This window comes from Acidothermus cellulolyticus 11B, assembly GCF_000015025.1.
Classification (GTDB): Bacteria; Actinomycetota; Actinomycetes; order Acidothermales; family Acidothermaceae; genus Acidothermus; species Acidothermus cellulolyticus.
Genome location: NC_008578.1, coordinates 1,379,658 through 1,401,193, shown reverse-complemented (window position 1 = coordinate 1,401,193; position 21,536 = coordinate 1,379,658). Strand labels below are relative to the sequence as shown.

The following is a 21,536-nucleotide window of genomic DNA, read 5'->3' as shown; positions in this document are numbered from 1 at the left end:
CGCGCAAGGATTCGAGTTGTGACGCATCTTCTGGACGATCTCGCCTGGCGCGGGCTCATCGCGCAGAGCACCGACCTCGAGGCACTCCGGGCCGCGATGAACACCGGTCCGATCACCGTGTACTGCGGTTTCGATCCGACGGCGCCGAGCCTGCACATCGGTCATCTCGTGCAGATCCTCACCCTGCGCCGCTTTCAGGACGCCGGTCACCGACCGATCGCGCTGGTCGGCGGTGCAACCGGCTTGATTGGTGATCCGTCCGGGCGGACGACGGAGCGTGCGCTCAATGATCCCGATGTGGTGGCCGGGTGGGCGGAGCGGATTCACCGCCAACTCGCGCCGTTCCTCGACTTCACCGGGGAACGGGCCGGCCAACCGGCCATCGCGGTGAACAATCTCGAGTGGACGGGCCGGCTGACGGCGATCGAGTTTCTCCGCGACGTCGGCAAGCATTTCCGGGTCGGCCGCATGCTGGCCAAGGAGGTCGTGGCCGCCCGCCTGCGCTCCGAGCAGGGCATCAGCTATACCGAGTTCAGCTACCAAATCTTGCAGAGCCTGGACTTCCTGGAGCTCTACCGGCGGTACCGGTGCGTCCTGCAGATCGGCGGAATCGATCAGTGGGGGAACCTCACCTCCGGTATCGAGCTCATCCACAAGGTGGAAGGGGTCGACGTCCACGCGCTGGCGACCCCGCTGGTGACGAAGGCGGATGGGACCAAATTCGGCAAGACGGCGGGCGGCGCCGTCTGGCTGGACCCCGCGTTGACCTCGCCGTACGCGTTCTACCAGTTCTGGATCAATACGGATGACCGTGACGTGCCGGCGTACCTGCGCTACTTCAGCTTGAAGAACAAGGACGAACTGGAGGCCTTGGAGAAGGACGCGGGCCGGGACCCCGCCGCCCGCCTGGGACAGCGGGCGCTGGCCGAAGAGCTGACCACCCTGGTTCACGGCGCGACGGAGTGCGGCAAGGTCGTCGCGGCTAGCGCGGCGCTCTTTGGCCGCGGGGAGCTCGCGGGTGTCGAGCCGGAAACGCTCGCCGCCGCTCTTGCAGAAGCCGGCTTGGTCACGATGCCGTTCGATCCGCCACCCCGGGTGGTCGACGCCTTGGTCGCGACCGGACTGGTGGAGTCGCGTTCGGCGGCCCGCCGGGTCATCAGCGAGGGCGGGGCGTACGTGAACAACGAGAAGGTGACGGACGTCGACGCCCAGATTGACCCAGGACGGTTGCTCCACGGCCGGTGGGCGGTGATTCGCCGCGGACGCCGCGCGGTCGCCGGCGTTGAGCGCGCTGGGTGACGGCAGCGCCCGGTGCGTCGCCCGGCGGACGGACGTCGTTCGCCGGTTGCGAGCGGCGCGGGCACTTGTTGGTCATCGTGGCACCCGACAGGGTGTTACCGGCGCACGCTGCCGCCGGTCCCGATTGGCGCGGGCACGCTGTCTGCTGGTTGCCACCGGCCGCTTAGACCGTGCGGTCCGGTCCAGCCCCTCGTCCGCTGGTCGCGTCCCGCCCGCGCATACGGTTCCCGGGCGCCATCTAGCCGATGCGCAGGTGGAAATCTCGGTGCGACACCGTGGTTTTTGCCACACCCGAACAGCCGGCCCCCGAGTTGACGGTCGTTTGCGGGGTGCGTATTGTGTACCTACGTCCCGGGAGGAACGGACGCCGAAGCGGCCGGTCCCGGGTGTTCTCCAGCAATCGACCGACATCGCGCCTCCCGGTAGCGTCGTCGCTCATCGGGCGGTCGGTTGGTCGTGCGCGGAGGCAGGGCCTCGGTTGACAGTGACCGGAGTCCCGGATAACTTAGGGAAGTTGTCCCCAGATTTCCGAGAGATCGGGAACTGGTGACGCCCGCTCCTTGAGAACTCAACAGCGTGCCAAAAGTCAGTGCCAAGGAACCCCCGTCAGCGGACTGCGGTCCGCTTACGGAATTGGTACGACAGGCGAGCCAAACGTCTGTCACGCCATGATCACTCCCTAGACGCCGACCCGCTCGGCAACGAGCGGTTGGCATAGACCTCTACGGAGAGTTTGATCCTGGCTCAGGACGAACGCTGGCGGCGTGCTTAACACATGCAAGTCGAGCGGAAAGGCCCTTCGGGGTACTCGAGCGGCGAACGGGTGAGTAACACGTGGGCAACCTACCCCCAGCACCGGGATAACCCCGGGAAACCGGGGCTAATACCGGATATGCACCTCGGGTGGCATCACCTGAGGTGGAAAGCTTTTGCGGCTGGGGATGGGCCCGCGGCCTATCAGCTTGTTGGTGGGGTAACGGCCTACCAAGGCGACGACGGGTAGCCGGCCTGAGAGGGCGACCGGCCACACTGGGACTGAGACACGGCCCAGACTCCTACGGGAGGCAGCAGTGGGGAATATTGCGCAATGGGCGAAAGCCTGACGCAGCGACGCCGCGTGGGGGAAGAAGGCCTTCGGGTTGTAAACCCCTTTCAGCAGGAACGAAGCGAAAGTGACGGTACCTGCAGAAGAAGCACCGGCTAACTACGTGCCAGCAGCCGCGGTAATACGTAGGGTGCAAGCGTTGTCCGGATTTACTGGGCGTAAAGAGCTCGTAGGCGGTCTGTCGCGTCGGATGTGAAAACCCAGGGCTCAACCCTGGGCCTGCATTCGATACGGGCAGACTAGAGTGCGGCAGGGGAGACTGGAATTCCTGGTGTAGCGGTGAAATGCGCAGATATCAGGAGGAACACCGGTGGCGAAGGCGGGTCTCTGGGCCGCAACTGACGCTGAGGAGCGAAAGCGTGGGGAGCGAACAGGATTAGATACCCTGGTAGTCCACGCTGTAAACGTTGGGCGCTAGGTGTGGGGGACTTTCCACGTCCTCCGTGCCGCAGCTAACGCATTAAGCGCCCCGCCTGGGGAGTACGGCCGCAAGGCTAAAACTCAAAGGAATTGACGGGGGCCCGCACAAGCGGCGGAGCATGTGGCTTAATTCGATGCAACGCGAAGAACCTTACCTGGGCTTGACATGCAGGGAAATCCGGCAGAGATGCCGGGTCCGCAAGGGCCCTGCACAGGTGGTGCATGGCTGTCGTCAGCTCGTGTCGTGAGATGTTGGGTTAAGTCCCGCAACGAGCGCAACCCTCGTCCCATGTTGCCAGCGGGTAATGCCGGGGACTCATGGGAGACTGCCGGGGTCAACTCGGAGGAAGGTGGGGATGACGTCAAGTCATCATGCCCCTTACGTCCAGGGCTGCACACATGCTACAATGGCCGGTACAAAGGGCTGCGAAACCGTGAGGTGGAGCGAATCCCAAAAAGCCGGTCTCAGTTCGGATCGGGGTCTGCAACTCGACCCCGTGAAGTCGGAGTCGCTAGTAATCGCGGATCAGCAATGCCGCGGTGAATACGTTCCCGGGCCTTGTACACACCGCCCGTCACGTCACGAAAGTCGGTAACACCCGAAGCCGGTGGCCCAACCCGCAAGGGAGGGAGCCGTCGAAGGTGGGACCGGCGATTGGGACGAAGTCGTAACAAGGTAGCCGTACCGGAAGGTGTGGCTGGATCACCTCCTTTCTAAGGAGCACGAGGCGACGATGAGTCGCCCATCGGCGGACGATTCCATTTCGTCCGGTGCTCATGGGTGGAACGCTGACTATTCGGCTGGAACATGCCGCCTCTGGGTTTAGTACTGCTCGTCGGAGCGTGGAACGACGCAGAGAGGCTGTTCTCAGCCGGGCACGCTGTTGAGTTCCCAGGGAGCGGGTGCGGACAGCAACCCGCGCGGACGGCACTGCGCCGCTCAGGCGGCAACGGCCGGCCCGCCCGCATCTTGAGAACTGCACAGTGGACGCGCGAGCATCTTTGTGGCCAAGTTACTAAGGGCGCACGGTGGATGCCTAGGCACCAGGAGCCGAAGAAGGACGTGGGAGGCTGCGATAAGCCTCGGGGAGCTGCCAACCGAGCTGTGATCCGAGGATCTCCGAATGGGGAAACCCGGCAGGAGTCATGTCCTGTCACCCATGCCTGAACACATAGGGCATGTGGAGGGAACGCGGGGAAGTGAAACATCTCAGTACCCGCAGGAAGAGAAAGCAACCGCGATTCCGTGAGTAGTGGTGAGCGAAAGCGGAACAGGCCAAACCGATCACGTGGAAATAGCCGGCAGGCGTTGCGTGGTCGGGGTAGTGGGATCACCCAGTCGGGTCTGCCGGCCCGGCAGGGAGTGACAAATCGCTGGTGTAGTCGAATGGCATGAGAAAGGCCAGGCACAGAGGGTAAGACCCCCGTAGACGAAACGCCGGCGACTCCCGGGTGACATCCCAAGTAGCACGGAGCCCGTGGAAGTCCGTGTGAATCCGGCGGGACCACCCGCTAAGCCTAAATACTCCCTGGTGACCGATAGCGGACAAGTACCGTGAGGGAAAGGTGAAAAGTACCCCGGGAGGGGAGTGAAATAGTACCTGAAACCGTGTGCCTACAAACCGTGGGAGCGTCGCCGTCGGGCTTGCCCGGCGGTCGTGACCGCGTGCCTTTTGAAGAATGAGCCTGCGAGTTAGCGGCGTGTGGCGAGGTTAACCCGTGAGGGGGAGCCGTAGCGAAAGCGAGTCCGAATAGGGCGCTGAGTCGCACGTCCTAGACCCGAAGCGGGGTGATCTACCCATGGGCAGGTTGAAGCGCGGGTAAGACCGCGTGGAGGACCGAACCCACCAGTGTTGAAAAACTGGGGGATGACCTGTGGGTAGGGGTGAAAGGCCAATCAAACTCCGTGATAGCTGGTTCTCCCCGAAATGCATTTTGGTGCAGCGTCGTGCGTTTCTTGCCGGAGGTAGAGCACTGGATGGCCTAGGGGGCCCAAAAGCTTACCGAAGTCAGCCAAACTCCGAATGCCGGCAAGTGAGAGCACGGCAGTGAGACTGCGGGGGATAAGCTCCGTAGTCGAGAGGGAAACAGCCCAGATCACCGGCTAAGGCCCCTAAGCGTGTGCTAAGTGGGAAAGGATGTGGAGTCGCAGAGACAACCAGGAGGTTGGCTTAGAAGCAGCCATCCTTCAAAGAGTGCGTAATAGCTCACTGGTCAAGTGATTCTGCGCCGACAATTCAACGGGGCTCAAGCACACCGCCGAAGCCGTGGCGTTCACGCATTGCTTGACCCGTAAGGGTCCAGGCGCGTGGACGGGTAGGGGAGCGTCGTGTGGCGGGAGAAGCGACGGGGTGACCCAGTCGTGGACGCCACACGAGTGCGAATGCAGGCATGAGTAGCGAAAGACGGGTGAGAAACCCGTCCGCCGGATGACCAAGGGTTCCTGGGCCAGGCTAATCCGCCCAGGGTAAGTCGGGACCTAAGGCGAGGCCGAGAGGCGTAGTCGATGGACAACGGGTTGATATTCCCGTACCCGCTGTGGTGCGACCCTGCCGAACCTGGTGATGCTCAGCGGACAAAGTCGACGCCCCTTCGGGGGTGTCGGCGGCGTGCGCGAACCAAGCTGGTAGTAGGCAAGCGATGGGGTGACGCAGGAAGGTAGCCCAACCCGGGCGTTGGTTGACCCGGGGTAAGGGTGTAGGGCGAGGCGTAGGCAAATCCGCGCCTCACGCGCCCGAGACCTGATGCCGAGCCGTCAAGGCGAAGTGGGTGATCCTATGCTGCCGAGAAAAGCCTCTAGCGAGTGCCACGGCGGCCCGTACCCCAAACCGACTCAGGTGGTCAGGTAGAGAATACCGAGGCGATCGAGTGAACCGTGGTCAAGGAACTAGGCAAAATGCCCCCGTAACTTCGGGAGAAGGGGGGCCGCGCTGCGTGTAGGGGCTTGCCCCCGAAGCGCGGTACGGCCGCAGAGAGCAGCGAGAAGCGACTGTTTACTAAAAACACAGGTCCGTGCGAAGTCGTAAGACGATGTATACGGACTGACGCCTGCCCGGTGCTGGAACGTTAAGGGGACGGGTTAGCGGCCTTCGGGTCGCGAAGCCCAGAACTTAAGCGCCAGTAAACGGCGGTGGTAACTATAACCATCCTAAGGTAGCGAAATTCCTTGTCGGGTAAGTTCCGACCTGCACGAATGGCGTAACGACTTCTCGACTGTCTCGACCACGGACTCGGCGAAATTGCACTACGAGTAAAGATGCTCGTTACGCGCGGCAGGACGGAAAGACCCCGGGACCTTTACTACAGCTTGACATTGGCGGTCGGTTCGGCTTGTGTAGGATAGGTGGGAGGCTGTGAAGCCCGGACGCCAGTTCGGGTGGAGCCAACGTTGAAATACCACTCTGGTCGTGCTGGCTGTCTAACCTCGGTCCGTTATCCGGATCAGGGACAGTGTCTGGCGGGTAGTTTAACTGGGGCGGTTGCCTCCTAAAAGGTAACGGAGGCGCCCAAAGGTTCCCTCAGCCTGGTCGGCAACCAGGTGTTGAGTGCAAGTGCACAAGGGAGCTTGACTGTGAGACAGACATGTCGAGCAGGTGCGAAAGCAGGGACTAGTGATCCGGCGGTTGCTTGTGGAAGCGCCGTCGCTCAACGGATAAAAGGTACCCCGGGGATAACAGGCTGATCTTGCCCAAGAGTCCATATCGACGGCAAGGTTTGGCACCTCGATGTCGGCTCGTCGCATCCTGGGGCTGGAGTAGGTCCCAAGGGTTGGGCTGTTCGCCCATTAAAGCGGTACGCGAGCTGGGTTTAGAACGTCGTGAGACAGTTCGGTCCCTATCCGCCGCGCGCGCAGGAGACTTGAGGAGAGCTGTCCCTAGTACGAGAGGACCGGGACGGACGAACCTCTGGTGTGCCAGTTGTCCTGCCAAGGGCACGGCTGGTTAGCCACGTTCGGCAGAGATAACCGCTGAAAGCATCTAAGCGGGAAGCTCGCTCCAAGATGAGGTCTCCCACAGGGTCGACCTGGTAAGGCCCCCTGCTAGATGACAGGGTTGATAGGCCGGAGGTGGAAGTGCGGCAACGCATGCAGCCGACCGGTACTAATAGGCCGAGGACTTGACCACATATCTTCGCGTGCGTCCACTGTGCGGTTCCCGAGATACGGTCGGCAACCGGCTGAACATCTCCATAGGGTTACGGCGGCCATAGCGAAGGGGAAACGCCCGGTCCCATTCCGAACCCGGAAGCTAAGCCCTTCAGCGCCGATGGTACTGCGCGGGCGACTGCGTGGGAGAGTAGGACGCCGCCGGACATTCTTCCTCGCGGGGCTACACATGTGGTAGCCCCGCGTTTCATTTCCCGGAGAGGCGGCCTCGGTTCGGCGGCAGGCGAAAGGTGGAGGGCGATGCGGACGGCACCCGATTGGGTCAACCGTCGTACGACGGGCGCCCCGGCTGCGTCATCGACAGCCGACAAGAAAAGGAGAACCGACTCTTCCACCGCACCGGTCGACGCAATCCAGTCCCGGCAGCGTACAGCAAAGGACACGAACATCCGCCCTTCCGGCGGAAAGGACACCGGAACCGAAGAGCTGCGGCGCCTCGCTCCGGACGTGCGTGCCGAGCTTCGCGGCCTGCCGCCCGTGACGGTCGCTAAGGTGGCGCACCACCTCGTCGCGGCAGGGACGTTGCTAGATGAAGACCCGGAAGCCGCGTATCAGCATGCGCGCGAGGCCCGCCGACTCGCGCCGCGCATTCCCGCCGTACGCGAAGCCCTTGGGATATGCGCCTATAAGACGGGCCGTTACGGCGAGGCGCTCGCAGAATTCCGCACTCACCGCCGGTTAACAGGTGTGGTTGATTACCTTCCCGTCATGGCGGACTGCGAGCGCGGACTTGGCCGGCCGGAGCGGGCCATCGAAATCGCCCAGGATCCGGCGGTGGCTGCGTTGAGCCCCGGCATGGCAGTCGAGCTCCGTATTGTTCTTGCCGGCGCCCGCCTCGACCTTGGGCAGCCTGACGCCGCTCTGCTCGCCCTCCGGGGCGCCGACCTCGACCCGAGCCGGCGCGATCCGTGGTCGGCGCGCCTGTTCTATGCCTATGCGCAGGCACTTGCCCAGGCCGGTCGCGCGACGGAGGCACGCGAGTGGTTCGCGGCGGCCGCCGCGGCAGACACCGAGGGCGAAACGGACGCTGCAGAGCGGATCGGTTCGTCATCGGCCGCCACGGTCATTGCGGATTCCCCGGCGGCGGACGACGTCGTCGTGTACGACACGCTTGAGGACGCGGCCGCATCTCACGGCGCCGCGGCTCGCGTTTCGCGCCGAAGTTCTCGGTCGCGTCCCGGCCGGCAGGGGGAGATGCCGCCGGGGGAAAATCGGCAGCCACGCAACGATAGAACGGCTACACAGCAACGGAATCGGACGCGCACGCCGGCCGGTGATCGACCGAGTCGGTGAAAGACGCGATATCTGCCGTTACACCGGCAATTCCCCGGCGCCGCGGCACGACGCGGGCGCCGGATTCGAGCGATTGCGGCGGGGACTATCGGAAATGCGCCGGGGACGATCGACTGACCGTTAGGAATCCGCGGCGAACGTGCGGAGTACGACCCCGGACCGTGGCTTGGGGAGAAAAAGCGTCGACTTGCGCGGCATGACGTCACCGGAGCGGGCAACCGCCCAGATGTCGGCCAACGGGGGTGCTTTGAGGAAGAGCGCGGTTCCGCCGTTGCGGCGGACGAATCGCAGCGCTGCCTCGGCGTCATGCTCGGCAAGCACCTCGTCGGTGCCGTCGGCGACCGACCACAGCCGGTCCATGAGAAATACTGCCGCAATTGCGGCGTCCAACCGCCACCAGGCCGCACCGTGCTCCGCGGGCCGGCCGGCATCGAGCTCACCGGCGTCTGGATCGGACAGCAGAGCGAACTTCTCCCCGTCAGATATCAGGAACGCGGGCCCTGAGCGCTCGGCCAGAGCCCGCAACGCCTCCGGCAGTTCCGTTCCGTCATCGAGCCGGTGAACGCGGAAGCCCTTCGCCGCCTGCTGCACGGCGTCGCCGAATGCCAGCGCCGGAATGATGCGGTGGATGGCTTCCACGTGCGGAGTCGCAGCCGCCTCGTCGACCAGGAGAGCGAGACCCGCGTCCCACGGACCACTGCCCTTGCCGGCCGCGTGCATCTCGTCACGGAGATAGCCGTACGTCGTATAGCGGTGGTGTCCGTCGGCGATGAGGGCGCGTCGCGTCGCGAGATCCGCTGAAATCGCCGACAGCTGATCGGCGTCCTGGATCGCCCAGAGCTCGTGGCTGATACCGTCCGGGGTATCCGCGCATTGCAGCGGCGGCGTTCCGAGCACGGCCGTGACGATGTCCGACGTCGCGCCGCCGCCTTCGTACAGCAGCAGCACCGGCTCGGGATTACCCTGCATCGCCCGCATCAGCGCAAGCCGATCGGCGACCGGACCCGGCCGCACCCGCTCGTGCGGGAGGATCACCCCGGCGTCCAACGGCACGATCGTCACCGCGCCGAGGATGCCGCGTTGCAGGACGGTCCCGGCGCGTCGCTGTTGGTAGACGTACAGACGCGGCGTCTCGTCGATGGTGAGAACCCCGCGGTCCAGCCAACTCTGGAGCAGGTTCGCGGCGTGCGTGTACGCGTCCGCATCGCCGTCCGCGCGCGGCAGGATGAGCCGGACGACGTTGTACGGGTGCGCGGCCTCCAATGCGCGACGCTGATCGTCGTCAATGACGTCGTAGGGTGGAGCGAGGACGCGTCCGATGTCGCCGACTCGCGCGGCGTCGTATCGGATGCCGCGGAATGGACGCAGCTCCAGGCGGTGTACGGCTTGCGAGTCGGCCATCGCTGCCCCTCCGGTCGGTCGGCCACGCTCATGCTAGTGACGACCCGGCCGATAGAGCGGCACCGGGGGCTATGGGAGGACATCACGATGGACGAGTACTCCGCTGACGAGACGAGTCACGACCGTGACGGGCAGGCCTCCGCCGCGGACGGTGCAGAGCTTGACGGCGAACACTTCTCTGCGACCAGCACCGACGTCTACGACTGGTACACGCGGGGACTTCGGCTCCTCGAATCAGGGAGTGCGGCTGCCGCTGAGCAGGTTCTCCATCGCGCCGCCCAGGCTGCTCCCGGCTCGCGGAGCATTCTCGAGGCGTTGGGACGGGCCCAATTCCAATCCCGCCGCTACAGCGCCGCGCGGGAAAGCTTTGAGCGGATCGTGAATGCCAATCCCACCGATGATTACGCGCAATTCGGCATGGGTCTCGCGGCCGCGCGCGCCGGCGATCTGCTGACCGCCGTCGAACACCTTGCCCTCGCTGCGGCGATGCGGCCGGACATCGCCCACTACCGGCAGGAACTCCACCGGGCCCGGGCTCGGTTGGAGGCGGCGCGTTGACCTCGCCGTCGGTACTCCGAGCGACCACCGGTCCGCTCGCCGACGAATACGACGCCGTCTTCGTCGACCTCGACGGAGTGGTCTACATCGGCGAGGAACCGATTCCGCCGGCTGTTGCCGGGCTGGCGAAACTCCGGGACGCCGGGACACGCGTCGTCTTCATCACCAACAACGCGTCGCGCACCCCCGAGCAGGTGGCGGACCGGCTCATGCGGCTCGGCGTGGCCGCCGAACCGGACGACGTCGTCACCTCCGCGCAAGCAGCCGCGACGCTGGTGCGCGACCACTGTGGGCCGGGGGCTCGCGTACTCGTGACCGGAAGCCCGGCGCTCCGGCATGAACTCCGCGCCGCCGGCCTCCACCCGGTGGGCAGCGTCGATGATCGGCCGGACGCCGTCGTCCAGGGCTACGCGCCGGATCTCACCTATCACGATCTCGCGGAGGCGGCGCTCGCGGTCCAATCCGGCGCGCTCTGGATTGCAACAAACGCCGACACCACCCTGCCTGACCCGCGCGGCATGCTGCCCGGGAACGGTGCCCTGGTCGCCGCGGTGGCCACCGCGACTGGACGTCAGCCGCTGATCGCCGGCAAGCCGGCTCGGGCCCTGTTCGACGAAGCGCGACGTCGTACCGGCGCCGACCGTCCGATCGTCGTCGGTGACCGGCCGGAGACGGACGTCGCCGGCGCCCGGGGCGCCGGCATCGACGTCATGCTCGTCCTCTCCGGGGTGACCACGCCGGGTGTCCTCGTCACTGTCCCGCCCGCCCAGCGGCCGACCTACCTTGCCGCTGACCTGCTGGGCCTCCTGGACGTGCACCCGGCGGTGGAGGCGGATGCCGGTCGGGCGCGCTGCCGGCGGTGGACGGCGTACGTCGACGGTGGGCGGGTCGTCCTGGACGGCGATGGAGACCGGGTTGACGCCCTGCGCGCCGTCCTCGGTTGCGTCTGGTCGGCCGTGGATGCCGGCGTTGCCCAGCCGGACGCGTCGGAGGCGCTCCGGCGGATCGGATGACCCGCCGGGTCGAGCCGGTGGCGCCGCCGGCTAGAGCAGCTTGCGCAGCTGCAGGAGATCGCCCAGCGAGGCCTGGATGCGGATGCGCCCGGTGAGCCAGCTCTCCACGAACGACAGCCGGCCCGACGCCAGCGCAAGGAGGTCATCGCCGCGCAGCTCCAGGCGAACCTGCGCGGCGGGAACAGCATCCGTCGCCGGATGGGTCGAGATCTCCTGCAGGACGCCGTCGCGGAGCCGGCCGTGAAACACGACACCCAGGTCGGTCACCGCGGCGCTGATGGTTCGATCAAAACCGGCGGCTCGTTTGTCCGTGGCAATCCGCTCCGCCAGCCGCAGCACAGCCGCTCGGCACTGGTCGACGGTCGCCACCACGCTGCTCCCTTCGCCGGCTCGATCGTGTTCCGAGGTTAGCCGCTCAGCAGGCCGTCCGGGGTTCCGTCGTTCCCGCCGGTAGCGTTGCCAGTGTGACCGACACAACCGCGTACGGCGCCAATGACCCAGACGTCACCGGCGGCGACGGACCCGTACCGCTGCAATCCGACTCCGTCCCGGTACCCGAGGAGGCGGATGGCCCGGTTCAGACCGGTGTACCGGCCGTGGACGCCGTGCTAACCCAGCTCGGTGAGCTGGACAGCCTTCCGGTCTCCGAACATGCCGATCACTATGAGCGGATGCACGCCGCGCTGCACGAGGCCCTGGCTGGTATCGACGACGCAGGGCGGGAGGACGGCGATGACGAGCCGGCGACGACTCGATCGTGAGCTTGTCCGACGCGGGCTGGCCCGGTCACGGTCCGAGGCGGCCGATCTCGTTGCCAGCGGGGCGGTTCTGGTGGCCGGACGCCCGGCGATGAAGCCTGCGACGGCGGTGAGCCCCCAGGATTCCCTGACTCTCCGGAGCCGGCAGCACCGGTACGCCTCCCGGGGCGGCGAGAAGCTGGCGCCGGTACTGGCCGGATTCATCGCCCGCGGCCTGGCCGTAGCCGCCCGGCGCTGCGTGGATGCCGGCGCATCCACCGGCGGGTTCACCAGCGTGCTCCTAGAGCACGGCGCGGCGGAAGTTTTCGCCGTGGACGTCGGATACGGACAGTTGGCATGGTCGCTCCGCAACGACCCACGGGTTCGCGTTCTGGAACGCACCAACATTCGCTCGATCACGCTGGCTCACGTCGATGGGCGCCCGGTGGACCTTGTCGTCGGGGACCTGTCGTTCATCTCGCTCACCCTGGTACTTCCGGCGCTGGTCGGCATTGCCCGTCCCGACGCCGACTTCGTCCTGCTCGTCAAACCGCAATTCGAGGTCGGCCGGGACCAGGTCGGCGCCGGCGGCGTGGTCCGTGCTCCGCAGGCCCGTGCGGCGGCGATCCGGAAGGTCACCGACGCCGCACACGGGCTGGGTCTCGGCACCATCGCGGCTGTGCCGAGCCCGCTTCGTGGGCCGGCCGGAAACCGGGAGTACTTCGTGTGGCTTCGGGCCGGGGCGCCGCCGCTGGACGATGCCGACCTCGCCGCTCTCGTCGCGGGGGAGCCGGCGTGATCCGACGCGTGCTTCTCGTCTGCCACACCGGCCGGCCCGACGCGGTGGCCGCGGCCCGGCAGGTCTGGCGGCTGCTGGCCGCCGGGGGGGTGACCGTACAGGTGTTGGACGCCGAAGCCGGCATCCTCGACCTGCCGGATACGACTCCGGTGGTCGCCAAACCCCAGGCGGTCGACGACACCGATCTTGTCGTCGTCCTCGGCGGCGACGGCACCCTGCTGCGGGCGGCGGAACTCGCCCGCGAACCCGGCGTCCCGCTCCTCGGCGTCAACCTCGGGCACATCGGATTCCTCGCCGAAGCCGAACCAACCGACCTTGCGGTGACCGTCGACCAATTGCTCGCCGGGCGGTACGACGTCGAGGAGCGGGCCACCCTCGACGTGCAGGTTCTCCTGGATGGGCGGGAAATCTGGTCGAGCTGGGCGCTGAACGAGGTCGCCGTCGAAAAGATTGCCCGGGAACGGATGGTCGACGTGCTGGTCGAAATCGACGGCCGGCCGTTCTCCGAATTCGGCTGCGACGGTATCGTCGTCGCTACGGCGACCGGTTCCACCGCCTACGCTTTCTCTGCCGGAGGACCAATCCTTTGGCCGGACGTCGACGCGCTGCTCGTCGTCCCGCTCAATGCGCACGCCCTGTTCAGCCGCCCGGTCGTCGTCGGCCCGCATGCGGCTGTGTCGCTACGAATCCGTAGCAGCACGGCATGGGTCACCTGCGATGGGCGGCGGAGCACGGAGCTCCCGAGCGCGGCGTCGGTACGGACGACGACCAGTGCGCAACCGGTGCGGCTCGCCAGGGTGCACGCGCGGCCGTTCGTCGACCGGTTGGTCGCCAAATTCGGCCTACCGGTGCGCGGTTGGCGGAATGCCGGCCGGGTTGACGATTAGGAGCGGCGGCTCGTGTCCGTGTCGGCGGCTGGGGGGACGGCGCGGCAAGACCAGCGCGCCGGGATCGGCGTGGCGGTGTCCACAGCGTCGGTGCGATGGGCGAGGATAGTCGGCTGTTACGCGGTTAGGATCGAGCGTGCTCGACGAACTCCGGATCGCCGATCTCGGCGTCATTGACGAGGCTGTCGTCGAATTCTCCCGCGGGCTGACTGCATTGACCGGAGAAACCGGCGCGGGAAAGACGATGGTCGTCACCGGTCTCGGGCTGCTCTTCGGCGCGCGCTCCGACCCGGGCCTGGTCCGGGCGGGCGCCACCCGTGCTGCGGTCGACGGACACGTCCGTATCCAGACCTGTCCGGATCTGCTGAAACGGGTGGAAGAACTCGGCGCAGATCTGGACGACGGTCTGCTCGCCATCAGCCGGACCATTGCCGCCGACGGCCGGTCGCGCGCTCAGATCGGCGGCCGGCCGGTTCCCATCAGCGTGCTCGCCGAATTCGGGGAACGGCTGGTGGCCGTTCACGGCCAGGCGGACCAGATCCGGCTCCGGTCACCGTCCGCCCAGCGTGCCGCCCTGGACGCCTTCGGCGACAGTGAGCACCAGCGGATTCTCCGCGAGTACCGCGAAACGTACCGGGAACATTCCGAGGCTGCGTCCCGGCTCGATGCGCTGCGCTCCGAAACCGCTCAGCGGATGCGCGAGGCGGAGATGCTGCGTTTTGCCTGTGACGAGGTTCGGCGGGCTCGGGTCGAACCGGACGAGGCGGCCCGGCTTGTCCGGGACATCGAGCGGTTGGCCCACGCTGACGAACTGGCGGAAGCCCTGCACACCGCCCATGACGCGTTGCACAGTCCGCAGGGAGATGGTCTCGACGTCATTTCCCTTCTTGCGGTTGCGCGCCGCGCATTGGAGAAAGTCAGCGGTCATGACCCGGCTCTCGAACCCTTTGTTGGGCAATTACGTGACATCGGCTACCAGCTCGACGACCTCGTCACGGGGCTGTCGTCCTATGCCGCGGGAATCGAAGCAGATCCCGCCGCACTTGCCGCTGCCCAGGAGCGATTGGCCACGCTGCGGACGCTGGCGCGCAAATACACGGACGGCGACATCGCTCGATTGCCGGAATGGACCGTCGCCGCCGAGGCCCGCCTCGCTGACATTGAGGGAGATGACGAGCGGATCGGTGACCTGGAGAAACGGGTTGCAGAGCTTGACAGTCAACGCCGTCACCTTGCCGGGCAACTCTCGCATGCACGCCGGGCCGCAGCAACCCGGTTCGCATCCGCCGTCACCGCGGAGATTCGCGAACTGGCGCTGCCGCACGCAGTACTGGATGTCGCCGTCCGGTCCGATCAGCCGCTTGGTCCGCACGGCGGCGACGAGGTGGAATTCCTTTTCACCGCTCATCCCGGTGCTCCGGTGCGCCCGCTTGCAAAGGCGGCAAGCGGAGGAGAGTTGTCCCGGGTCATGCTCGCCGTCGAGGTGGTCCTCGCCGGTGCGGATCCTGTCCCGACATTTCTTTTCGACGAGGTGGACGCGGGGATCGGCGGCCGGGCGGCGATGGAAGTGGGCCGCCGGTTGGCCCGTCTTGCCCGTCGCTCCCAGGTGATCGTCGTGACCCACCTTCCGCAGGTCGCTGCATTTGCTGACCGGCATGTGGTTGTCGTGAAATCCGAGGACGGACGGGTCACGCGCAGCGGTGTTCGATGTGTCGAGGGGAGCGAACGGCTGGCCGAATTGTCCCGCATGCTGGCCGGATTGGAGGGTTCGCGGCTCGCCGAAGCGCATGCTGCGGAATTGCTGGAGACCGCTGCCCGGCTCAAGCAGGCCGACGGCGACGCGCTGCAGGCGGACAGCGACGCGCCACCGGCGGGCACGCGACGCGCCCGGCGGCCGAAATCCACCGGCCGGTGAGCCGTTTTTGTCACACTCCCGTACATGCGCCTGGCGTTGGGATTTCGACGTCGTCAGGCTGAGCACGTCGGCGTGGTCGGCATTGCGCGGATCGACCGCGACCTCCGCCGTCTCGCCGCGCGATTACAACCAGGTGACATTGCCGTCATCGACCAGCTCGACCTGGACGGTCAGGCGGCCGCGGCGCTTGCCGACCGCCACCCCGCAGCGGTCGTCAACGCCTCACCATGTCTCAGCGGGCGGTTCCCGGCGCTCGGCGCCGAAATTCTGGTGGACGCCGGCGTGATCCTAATTGATGACACCGGCCCGGACGTCCTTCGCTCGATCCGGGACGGACAGCGGATCTGCCTGCGGGACGGGGAGATTTTCTCGGCTGCGGACGGCGAACGGCTGGTCGCCCGGGGCAGGCGCCACGATGCCGATTCGGTGCGGGCCGCCCGTGCCGCCGCGGCGGACGGCCTTGCCGCGCAGCTGGACGCGCTGGTGGCGCAGTCGGCGCAGTTGCTTCGGGAGCATGCCGAACTCTTCATCACACCGGCGCATGGCATCAACCGCGTGATGCCGAGCCCGCGGAGTGACCCGATAGCCGGGCGGATTGCCGAATGTGACGAGGAATTCCCCACCCATCGGCCCGTCGTCGTCGGCTTTGCGAATACCCGCTCGGCGGCCGCGGTGCGGCGGGAGCTTCGCCGGTTGCGCCGCGGCCTGCCGCGACGCCCCTTTGTCGTCGTGGTTGGGGAGGCGGTCGACGACCTGCGCGACCTGGCTGAGGCCGCGGACGTCGCAATCGCGCCGGACGATGGCCCCGGAGTCCGGACGATCGTGCACCGGAGGGTCAGCGTGACCGACCCCCATGCCGGCGGCGATGCCCTGACGCTTGACCTGCCGATCCGCGACGTCGGACTCCTGCTTGCCGCCGCGCTCACCACGGGACCGGTCATCACGATAGGAGCGCCGGGTGATGTCGTTGAACTCCTCGACGACGGCGAACCGGCGTCCGCCGTCCTGACCCGGCTGCGTTTGGCAGACCGGCTCGTGAGCAGCGCGGCGGTCGCCGCGATCGTGAAGTCACGTCGCCGACGGACGGTGGCCGCGGCGGTGATCGCGCTGATAGCCGGCGTGGGACTGGGTCTGGTCAGCGCGCAGCCAACCGTCGACCACGCAGCCGTGATGGCAGGGCGCGCGGTGACAACCGCGGCCCACGCGGTCGTCCACGCTGCCGGCGGCCTGCTGCACGACCTCCCGTGACGGGACCCTGGGGCCGGCGCCCGCCGACGCGCGCGTCCGCGCGTGGTGGCGTGCGGCGTGGGCGGTTCGCGGTGATACGCTGAGAGCCCGTGGAAACACCCGATCGGGGGGGCCGGTAGGTGGCGGCCCGACAGCAGACCAAACACCTCTTCGTCACCGGTGGCGTCGCTTCCTCTCTCGGCAAAGGACTGACCGCGTCGAGCCTGGGAAATCTGCTCAAGGCGCGGGGCTTGCGGGTGACGATGCAGAAGCTCGACCCGTATCTCAACGTCGACCCCGGCACGATGAATCCGTTTCAGCACGGCGAGGTTTTTGTCACCGACGACGGGGCCGAGACCGATCTCGACATCGGTCACTACGAACGTTTTCTCGACACGGATTTGAATGGATCCGCCAACGTCACAACAGGTCAGATTTACTCCAGCGTCATCGCAAAGGAGCGTCGCGGGGAGTATTTGGGCGACACGGTTCAAGTGATTCCGCACATCACCAATGAAATAAAGGACCGTATTCGCGGCATGGCCGGCAGGGACGTCGACGTCGTCATCACGGAAATCGGCGGCACGGTCGGTGACATTGAATCCCTTCCTTTTCTTGAGGCTGCCCGTCAGATTCGCCATGAGGTCGGCCGTGACAACGTCTTTTTCCTGCACGTCTCGCTGCTGCCGTACATCGGCCCGTCCGGGGAACTCAAGACCAAGCCGACCCAGCACTCGGTCGCCGCGCTGCGGCAGGTCGGTATCACGCCGGATGCGATTGTCTGTCGAGCCGACCGGCCGATTCCGCCGAATGTGAAGAAGAAGGTCAGTTTGATGTGCGACGTTGACGAGGAGGCCGTTATCTCCGCCGTCGACGCGCCGAGTATTTACGACATTCCGAAGGTTCTGCACGCCGAGGGACTGGATGCCTACGTCGTCCGCCGACTCGGATTGCCGTTTCGGGATGTGGACTGGACGCAGTGGGATGAGCTGTTGCGCCGCGTGCACGACCCCGCCAACCGGGTCACGATTGCGCTGGTCGGCAAGTACGTCGACCTTCCCGACGCATATCTGTCCGTCATCGAGGCGTTGCGCGCCGGCGGCATCGCCAACGATGCCGGGGTCGACGTGCGCTGGGTCGCCTCGGACACCTGTGAAACGCCAGGCGGAGCGGCCAAGGCGTTGCAGAATGTCGACGGCGTCGTCGTGCCCGGCGGCTTCGGCGTCCGCGGCATCGAAGGGAAGCTCGGCGCCCTCCGCTATACCAGGGAGAACGGTATTCCCACGCTGGGGTTGTGCCTCGGTCTGCAGTGCATGGTGGTGGAGTTCGCCCGCAATGTCATCGGGTTGGCGGGTGCGAATTCGACGGAATTCGATCCGGCGACGCCGTATCCGGTCATCGCCACGATGGCCGACCAGATGGAGGTCGTCGCCGGCCGGCGCGACATGGGCGGGACGATGCGTCTCGGTTCCTATCCGGCGATCCTCGCGCCGGAGACCCTCGTCCACGAACTGTACGGCTGCCTGGAGGTCCGGGAGCGTCACCGGCATCGGTACGAGGTGAACAACGCGTACCGCCAGCAGCTCGAGGCCGCCGGCCTTGTGATCTCAGGCACGTCGCCGGACGGTCAACTGGTTGAATTCGTCGAGCTGCCGCGGTCGGTCCACCCCTTCTACGTCGCGACCCAGGCCCATCCGGAACTCCGGTCGCGGCCGACCAGGCCCCACCCGCTCTTCACCGGTTTGATCCGTGCCGCCCTTCTCCACCGCTGTCCGCCGATCCCGCTGGACACCGAGCCGGTCCCGACCGCCCGATGAGGGAGGACGGTCCGGCGAGCGAGCCGGTGCGTGACGAACCAGCGCCGCGACCGGTGTGCGCGACGCACCGGCACTTCACCGGCAGGGTGGTGAGCCTCCGGACCGACGTGGTGGACCTTGGCCCGGCAGGCCGGGTGGACCGGGATGTCGTCGAGCATCCCGGTGCGGTCGGTGTCATCGCCGTCGACGCCGAACTCCGCGTGCTCCTCGTTCGCCAGTACCGGCACCCGGTGGGCTGTCTGCTGTGGGAGCCGCCGGCGGGACTCCTCGACATCCCGGGAGAGGATCCACTGACCGCAGCGCGGCGGGAGCTCGCCGAGGAAGCTGGCTATCAAGCCGCGGAATGGGCGGTGCTCGTCGACGCGTTCACCTCACCCGGCGGGTCGACGGAGGCGGTGCGCATTTACCTCGCACGCGAACTCCAGGCGCTTCCGCCGGAAGACCGGCACGTGGGTGTTGCCGAGGAGTACGACATGCCCACCCGCTGGGTGCCCCTCGCCGATGCGCGACGCGCGGTCTTGAGCGGGGAACTCCATAATCCCCTTGCCGTCATGGGAATTCTCGCCGCCTGCGCCCTGCTCCTCGACGGCGTGGCGGGCGGGCCTCGACCGGCTGCCGCCCCGTGGCTGCGGGCCGTGACACAGTAAGGGTCAGCACCGGCGAACAGGCAGGAGGCAGGCGTGCGTCTAGGGGATGCCGCGGAATGGCACGGCCTGCTGCCGGCATCGCGCGGCGGCGTCCTCGTCTAGGCCGTGGAAGTCCGCTAAGCCGTGGAAATCCGCACTGTCGGCGACTTGGTCGAGGCCTACCTCGCGCACGTCGCCGTCGAAAAGGGACTGGCGAAGAACACGGTTGCGGGCTACCGACGGGATCTGCGCCGCTACCAGGAATTTCTCGAGCAACGCGGGACGACGGATCCGCGGGCGGTCACCGAGGAGCACATCACCGCCTTTCTTGCCGCGCTGCGAACCGGGGACGCCGACCACCCGCCGCTGGCGGTCTCCTCGTCAGCCCGGGCCGTTGTCGCGGTCCGAGGGTTGCACCGGTTTGCCGCCATGGACGGCATCACCGCCGACGACCCGTCGCGTGACGTGCGTCCGCCGACGCCCGGCCGTCGGCTGCCGAAGGCGATAACGGTAGCCGAGGTGGAGCGATTGCTCGCGGCGGTCGACGGCCATGCACCGCGTGAGCTGCGGGACCGGGCGCTGCTGGAGGTGCTGTACGGAACGGGCGCCCGCATCTCGGAGGCGGTTGGTCTCGCGATTGATGATCTTGACTTGGACGCCGGGCTGGTGCGGCTGCGGGGCAAGGGGAGCAAGCAGCGGGTGGTGCCCCTGGGCGGGTATGCGCGGTCCGCCCTCCGGGAGTACCTGACGGCCGGACGCCCCGCGCTGCTTGCGGCGGCACGGTCCGGTTCGGCGCGCGGCGCGGTCTTTCTCAACGCGCGCGGCGGTCGGCTGTCACGGCAGAGTGCATGGACGGTGCTCCGCCGCGCCGCACTCCGCGCCGGTTTAGCAACGGTGATCTCCCCGCACACCTTGCGGCATTCGTTCGCCACGCATCTGCTCGAAGGCGGCGCCGACATCCGCGTCGTCCAAGAACTGCTCGGTCACGCCTCCGTGACGACCACGCAGATCTACACCTTGGTGACCGTCGACACGCTCCGCGAGGTGTACGCGATGGCGCACCCACGGGCGCACGGCTGAGCCGCCGTGGACCGGCGGGCGGCTGGACGTGAGCCGGCGGGTGGCCGGGCATCCCCGCGGCCGGCCCGTCGGCCCTGCCGTCGGCCGGCACCGCGCGGTCCGGTCTGCTGCGGTGCCGGCGTTCCGGGGCGCGGGAGCTCGTTGCCGACCCGCGCCGGCCGGTGTTGCTCGGCGGCTTGCGGAGCACATAGGTTTTCCACGGGCGATGCATCGCGGGGTCGTTCGATGCCTCGCCGCGTCGTTCGATCGGCAGAGAGGTAGCGACATTCGTGGCTAAGTCGATCCATGGGTCGCCGGGCGACGAACCGGCTGAGGCGCTGCGCCTGGGCGCCGAGGGTGTCGATGCCGCGGGCCGCCCGTCGCCGGTCTTTCCCGACCCGCCGCCGCTCACCACGCACGGTCCTGCCTGGGTGCTGGCCATGTGCAACCAGAAGGGCGGGGTCGGCAAGACGACAACCGCGATCAATCTGGGTGCGGCTCTTGCCGAGTTCGGCCGGCGCGTTCTCCTCGTCGACTTCGATCCCCAGGGCGCCCTCTCCGTGGGTCTGGGCGTCAATCCGCATGAACTGGACCGCACGATCTACAACGTGCTGATGGAGAGCGACGTCTCGGCCGAAGACGTCCTGCTCAAGACCAATACGCCGGGCATGGATCTGCTCCCCAGCAACATTGACCTTGCGGCGGCCGAGCTCCAGCTTGTCTCAGAAGTCGCTCGCGAGCAGGCCTTGGCGCGGGTCCTGGCCCCGTTGCGGCCGGAGTACGACGTCATCCTCATCGATTGCCAGCCGTCGCTCGGTTTGCTGACCGTCAACGCCCTCACCGCAGCGGATGGCGTGATCATTCCACTGGAGTGCGAGTTCTTCGCCCTGCGGGGTGTCGCCCTCCTCATGCAGACGATTGAGAAAGTACGGGAACGGCTCAATCCGCGGCTGGAACTCACGGGCATTCTCGCGACCATGTTCGACCCGCGAACCGTGCATGCCCGCGAGGTGCTGGCACGGGTGGTCGAGGCCTTCGGTGACCGGGTCTTTCACACGGTGATTGCCCGAACTGTGCGGTTCCCCGAGACGACGGTCGCCGGGGAGCCGATCACGTCGTACGCCCCGGCGTCGGCGGCTGCTCGGGCCTACCGTGATCTCGCGAGAGAGGTGTTGGCTCGGTGAGCTCGGCTGCGTGCGCGTCGGGGGCCGGGAC

15 protein-coding genes and 3 rRNA genes are annotated in these 21,536 nt (G+C 66.9%); 16 read left to right on the top strand and 2 right to left on the bottom strand.

Going from position 1 to position 21,536, the window contains the following annotated elements:
• The first annotated feature begins 18 nt into the window (after positions 1–18).
• The 5 genes from tyrS (at position 19) to ACEL_RS11950 (ending at position 8,282) form a co-directional block, all read left to right on the top strand.
• Positions 19–1,299: a tyrosine--tRNA ligase gene (gene tyrS / locus ACEL_RS06460; protein WP_011720089.1), complete on the top strand. Its 1,281-nt coding sequence runs from the start codon at positions 19–21 to the stop codon at positions 1,297–1,299.
• 721 nt (positions 1,300–2,020) lie between these two features.
• A 16S ribosomal RNA gene (locus ACEL_RS06455) occupies positions 2,021–3,538 on the top strand.
• A gap of 292 nt (positions 3,539–3,830) precedes the next feature.
• Positions 3,831–6,948, top strand: a 23S ribosomal RNA gene (locus ACEL_RS06450).
• Positions 6,949–7,019: 71 nt separating this feature from the next.
• A 5S ribosomal RNA gene (gene rrf, locus ACEL_RS06445) occupies positions 7,020–7,136 on the top strand.
• Together the 16S, 23S and 5S rRNA genes form the textbook arrangement of a ribosomal RNA operon.
• A 93-nt stretch (positions 7,137–7,229) precedes the next feature.
• Complete coding sequence (locus tag ACEL_RS11950; protein ID WP_011720088.1) at positions 7,230–8,282, top strand: hypothetical protein; 1,053 nt, start codon at positions 7,230–7,232, stop codon at positions 8,280–8,282.
• A gap of 120 nt (positions 8,283–8,402) precedes the next feature.
• Here ACEL_RS11950 and ACEL_RS06435 read toward each other — a convergent pair whose 3' ends face one another.
• Complete coding sequence (locus ACEL_RS06435; protein ID WP_011720087.1) at positions 8,403–9,683, bottom strand: DUF1015 family protein; 1,281 nt, start codon at positions 9,681–9,683, stop codon at positions 8,403–8,405.
• Positions 9,684–9,770: 87 nt separating this feature from the next.
• Here ACEL_RS06435 and ACEL_RS06430 point away from each other — a divergent pair, with 87 nt between their 5' ends.
• Together ACEL_RS06430 and ACEL_RS06425 are read left to right on the top strand one after the other, a co-directional pair.
• Positions 9,771–10,241, top strand: coding sequence for a tetratricopeptide repeat protein (locus ACEL_RS06430; RefSeq protein WP_011720086.1), 471 nt, complete (start codon positions 9,771–9,773; stop codon positions 10,239–10,241).
• Complete coding sequence (locus ACEL_RS06425) at positions 10,238–11,254, top strand: HAD-IIA family hydrolase (protein WP_011720085.1); 1,017 nt, start codon at positions 10,238–10,240, stop codon at positions 11,252–11,254. The genes ACEL_RS06430 and ACEL_RS06425 overlap by 4 nt, the downstream gene beginning before the upstream one ends.
• A 30-nt stretch (positions 11,255–11,284) precedes the next feature.
• Here ACEL_RS06425 and ACEL_RS06420 read toward each other — a convergent pair whose 3' ends face one another.
• Entirely contained in the window at positions 11,285–11,623 is a 339-nt protein-coding gene (locus ACEL_RS06420) for a hypothetical protein (protein WP_041834986.1), read from the bottom strand.
• 95 nt (positions 11,624–11,718) lie between these two features.
• Between ACEL_RS06420 and ACEL_RS11500 the strand changes: the two genes are divergently transcribed.
• The 9 genes from ACEL_RS11500 to ACEL_RS06375 all read left to right on the top strand — a co-directional run bounded on the left by ACEL_RS11500 (position 11,719) and on the right by ACEL_RS06375 (position 21,505).
• Positions 11,719–12,015 carry a hypothetical protein gene (locus ACEL_RS11500; RefSeq protein WP_011720083.1) on the top strand — a complete coding sequence of 99 codons (297 nt, stop codon included), beginning with the start codon at positions 11,719–11,721 and terminating at the stop codon, positions 12,013–12,015.
• Positions 11,987–12,790 (top strand): TlyA family RNA methyltransferase, encoded by an 804-nt coding sequence (locus ACEL_RS06410; RefSeq protein ID WP_011720082.1) that lies wholly within the window; start codon positions 11,987–11,989, stop codon positions 12,788–12,790. Before ACEL_RS11500 ends, ACEL_RS06410 begins: the two co-directional genes overlap by 29 nt.
• Complete coding sequence (locus ACEL_RS06405) at positions 12,787–13,677, top strand: NAD kinase (protein WP_011720081.1); 891 nt, start codon at positions 12,787–12,789, stop codon at positions 13,675–13,677. Before ACEL_RS06410 ends, ACEL_RS06405 begins: the two co-directional genes overlap by 4 nt.
• 136 nt (positions 13,678–13,813) lie before the next feature.
• Complete coding sequence (gene recN, locus ACEL_RS06400) at positions 13,814–15,592, top strand: DNA repair protein RecN (RefSeq protein ID WP_011720080.1); 1,779 nt, start codon at positions 13,814–13,816, stop codon at positions 15,590–15,592.
• Positions 15,593–15,616: 24 nt separating this feature from the next.
• A complete protein-coding gene (locus ACEL_RS06395; RefSeq protein ID WP_011720079.1) occupies positions 15,617–16,840 on the top strand; it encodes a hypothetical protein in 1,224 nt (407 codons plus the stop codon).
• A 119-nt stretch (positions 16,841–16,959) separates the two neighbouring features.
• Positions 16,960–18,636, top strand: a complete 1,677-nt coding sequence (locus ACEL_RS06390; RefSeq protein ID WP_011720078.1) for a CTP synthase — start codon at positions 16,960–16,962, stop codon at positions 18,634–18,636.
• A 26-nt stretch (positions 18,637–18,662) separates the two neighbouring features.
• Positions 18,663–19,283, top strand: a complete 621-nt coding sequence (locus tag ACEL_RS06385) for an NUDIX domain-containing protein (protein ID WP_202943334.1) — start codon at positions 18,663–18,665, stop codon at positions 19,281–19,283.
• A gap of 123 nt (positions 19,284–19,406) precedes the next feature.
• Positions 19,407–20,342, top strand: a complete 936-nt coding sequence (gene xerD / locus ACEL_RS06380; protein ID WP_011720076.1) for a site-specific tyrosine recombinase XerD — start codon at positions 19,407–19,409, stop codon at positions 20,340–20,342.
• Between the two features lie 317 nt (positions 20,343–20,659).
• A complete protein-coding gene (locus ACEL_RS06375) occupies positions 20,660–21,505 on the top strand; it encodes a ParA family protein (protein WP_274376846.1) in 846 nt (281 codons plus the stop codon).
• Positions 21,506–21,536 lie beyond the last annotated feature (31 nt).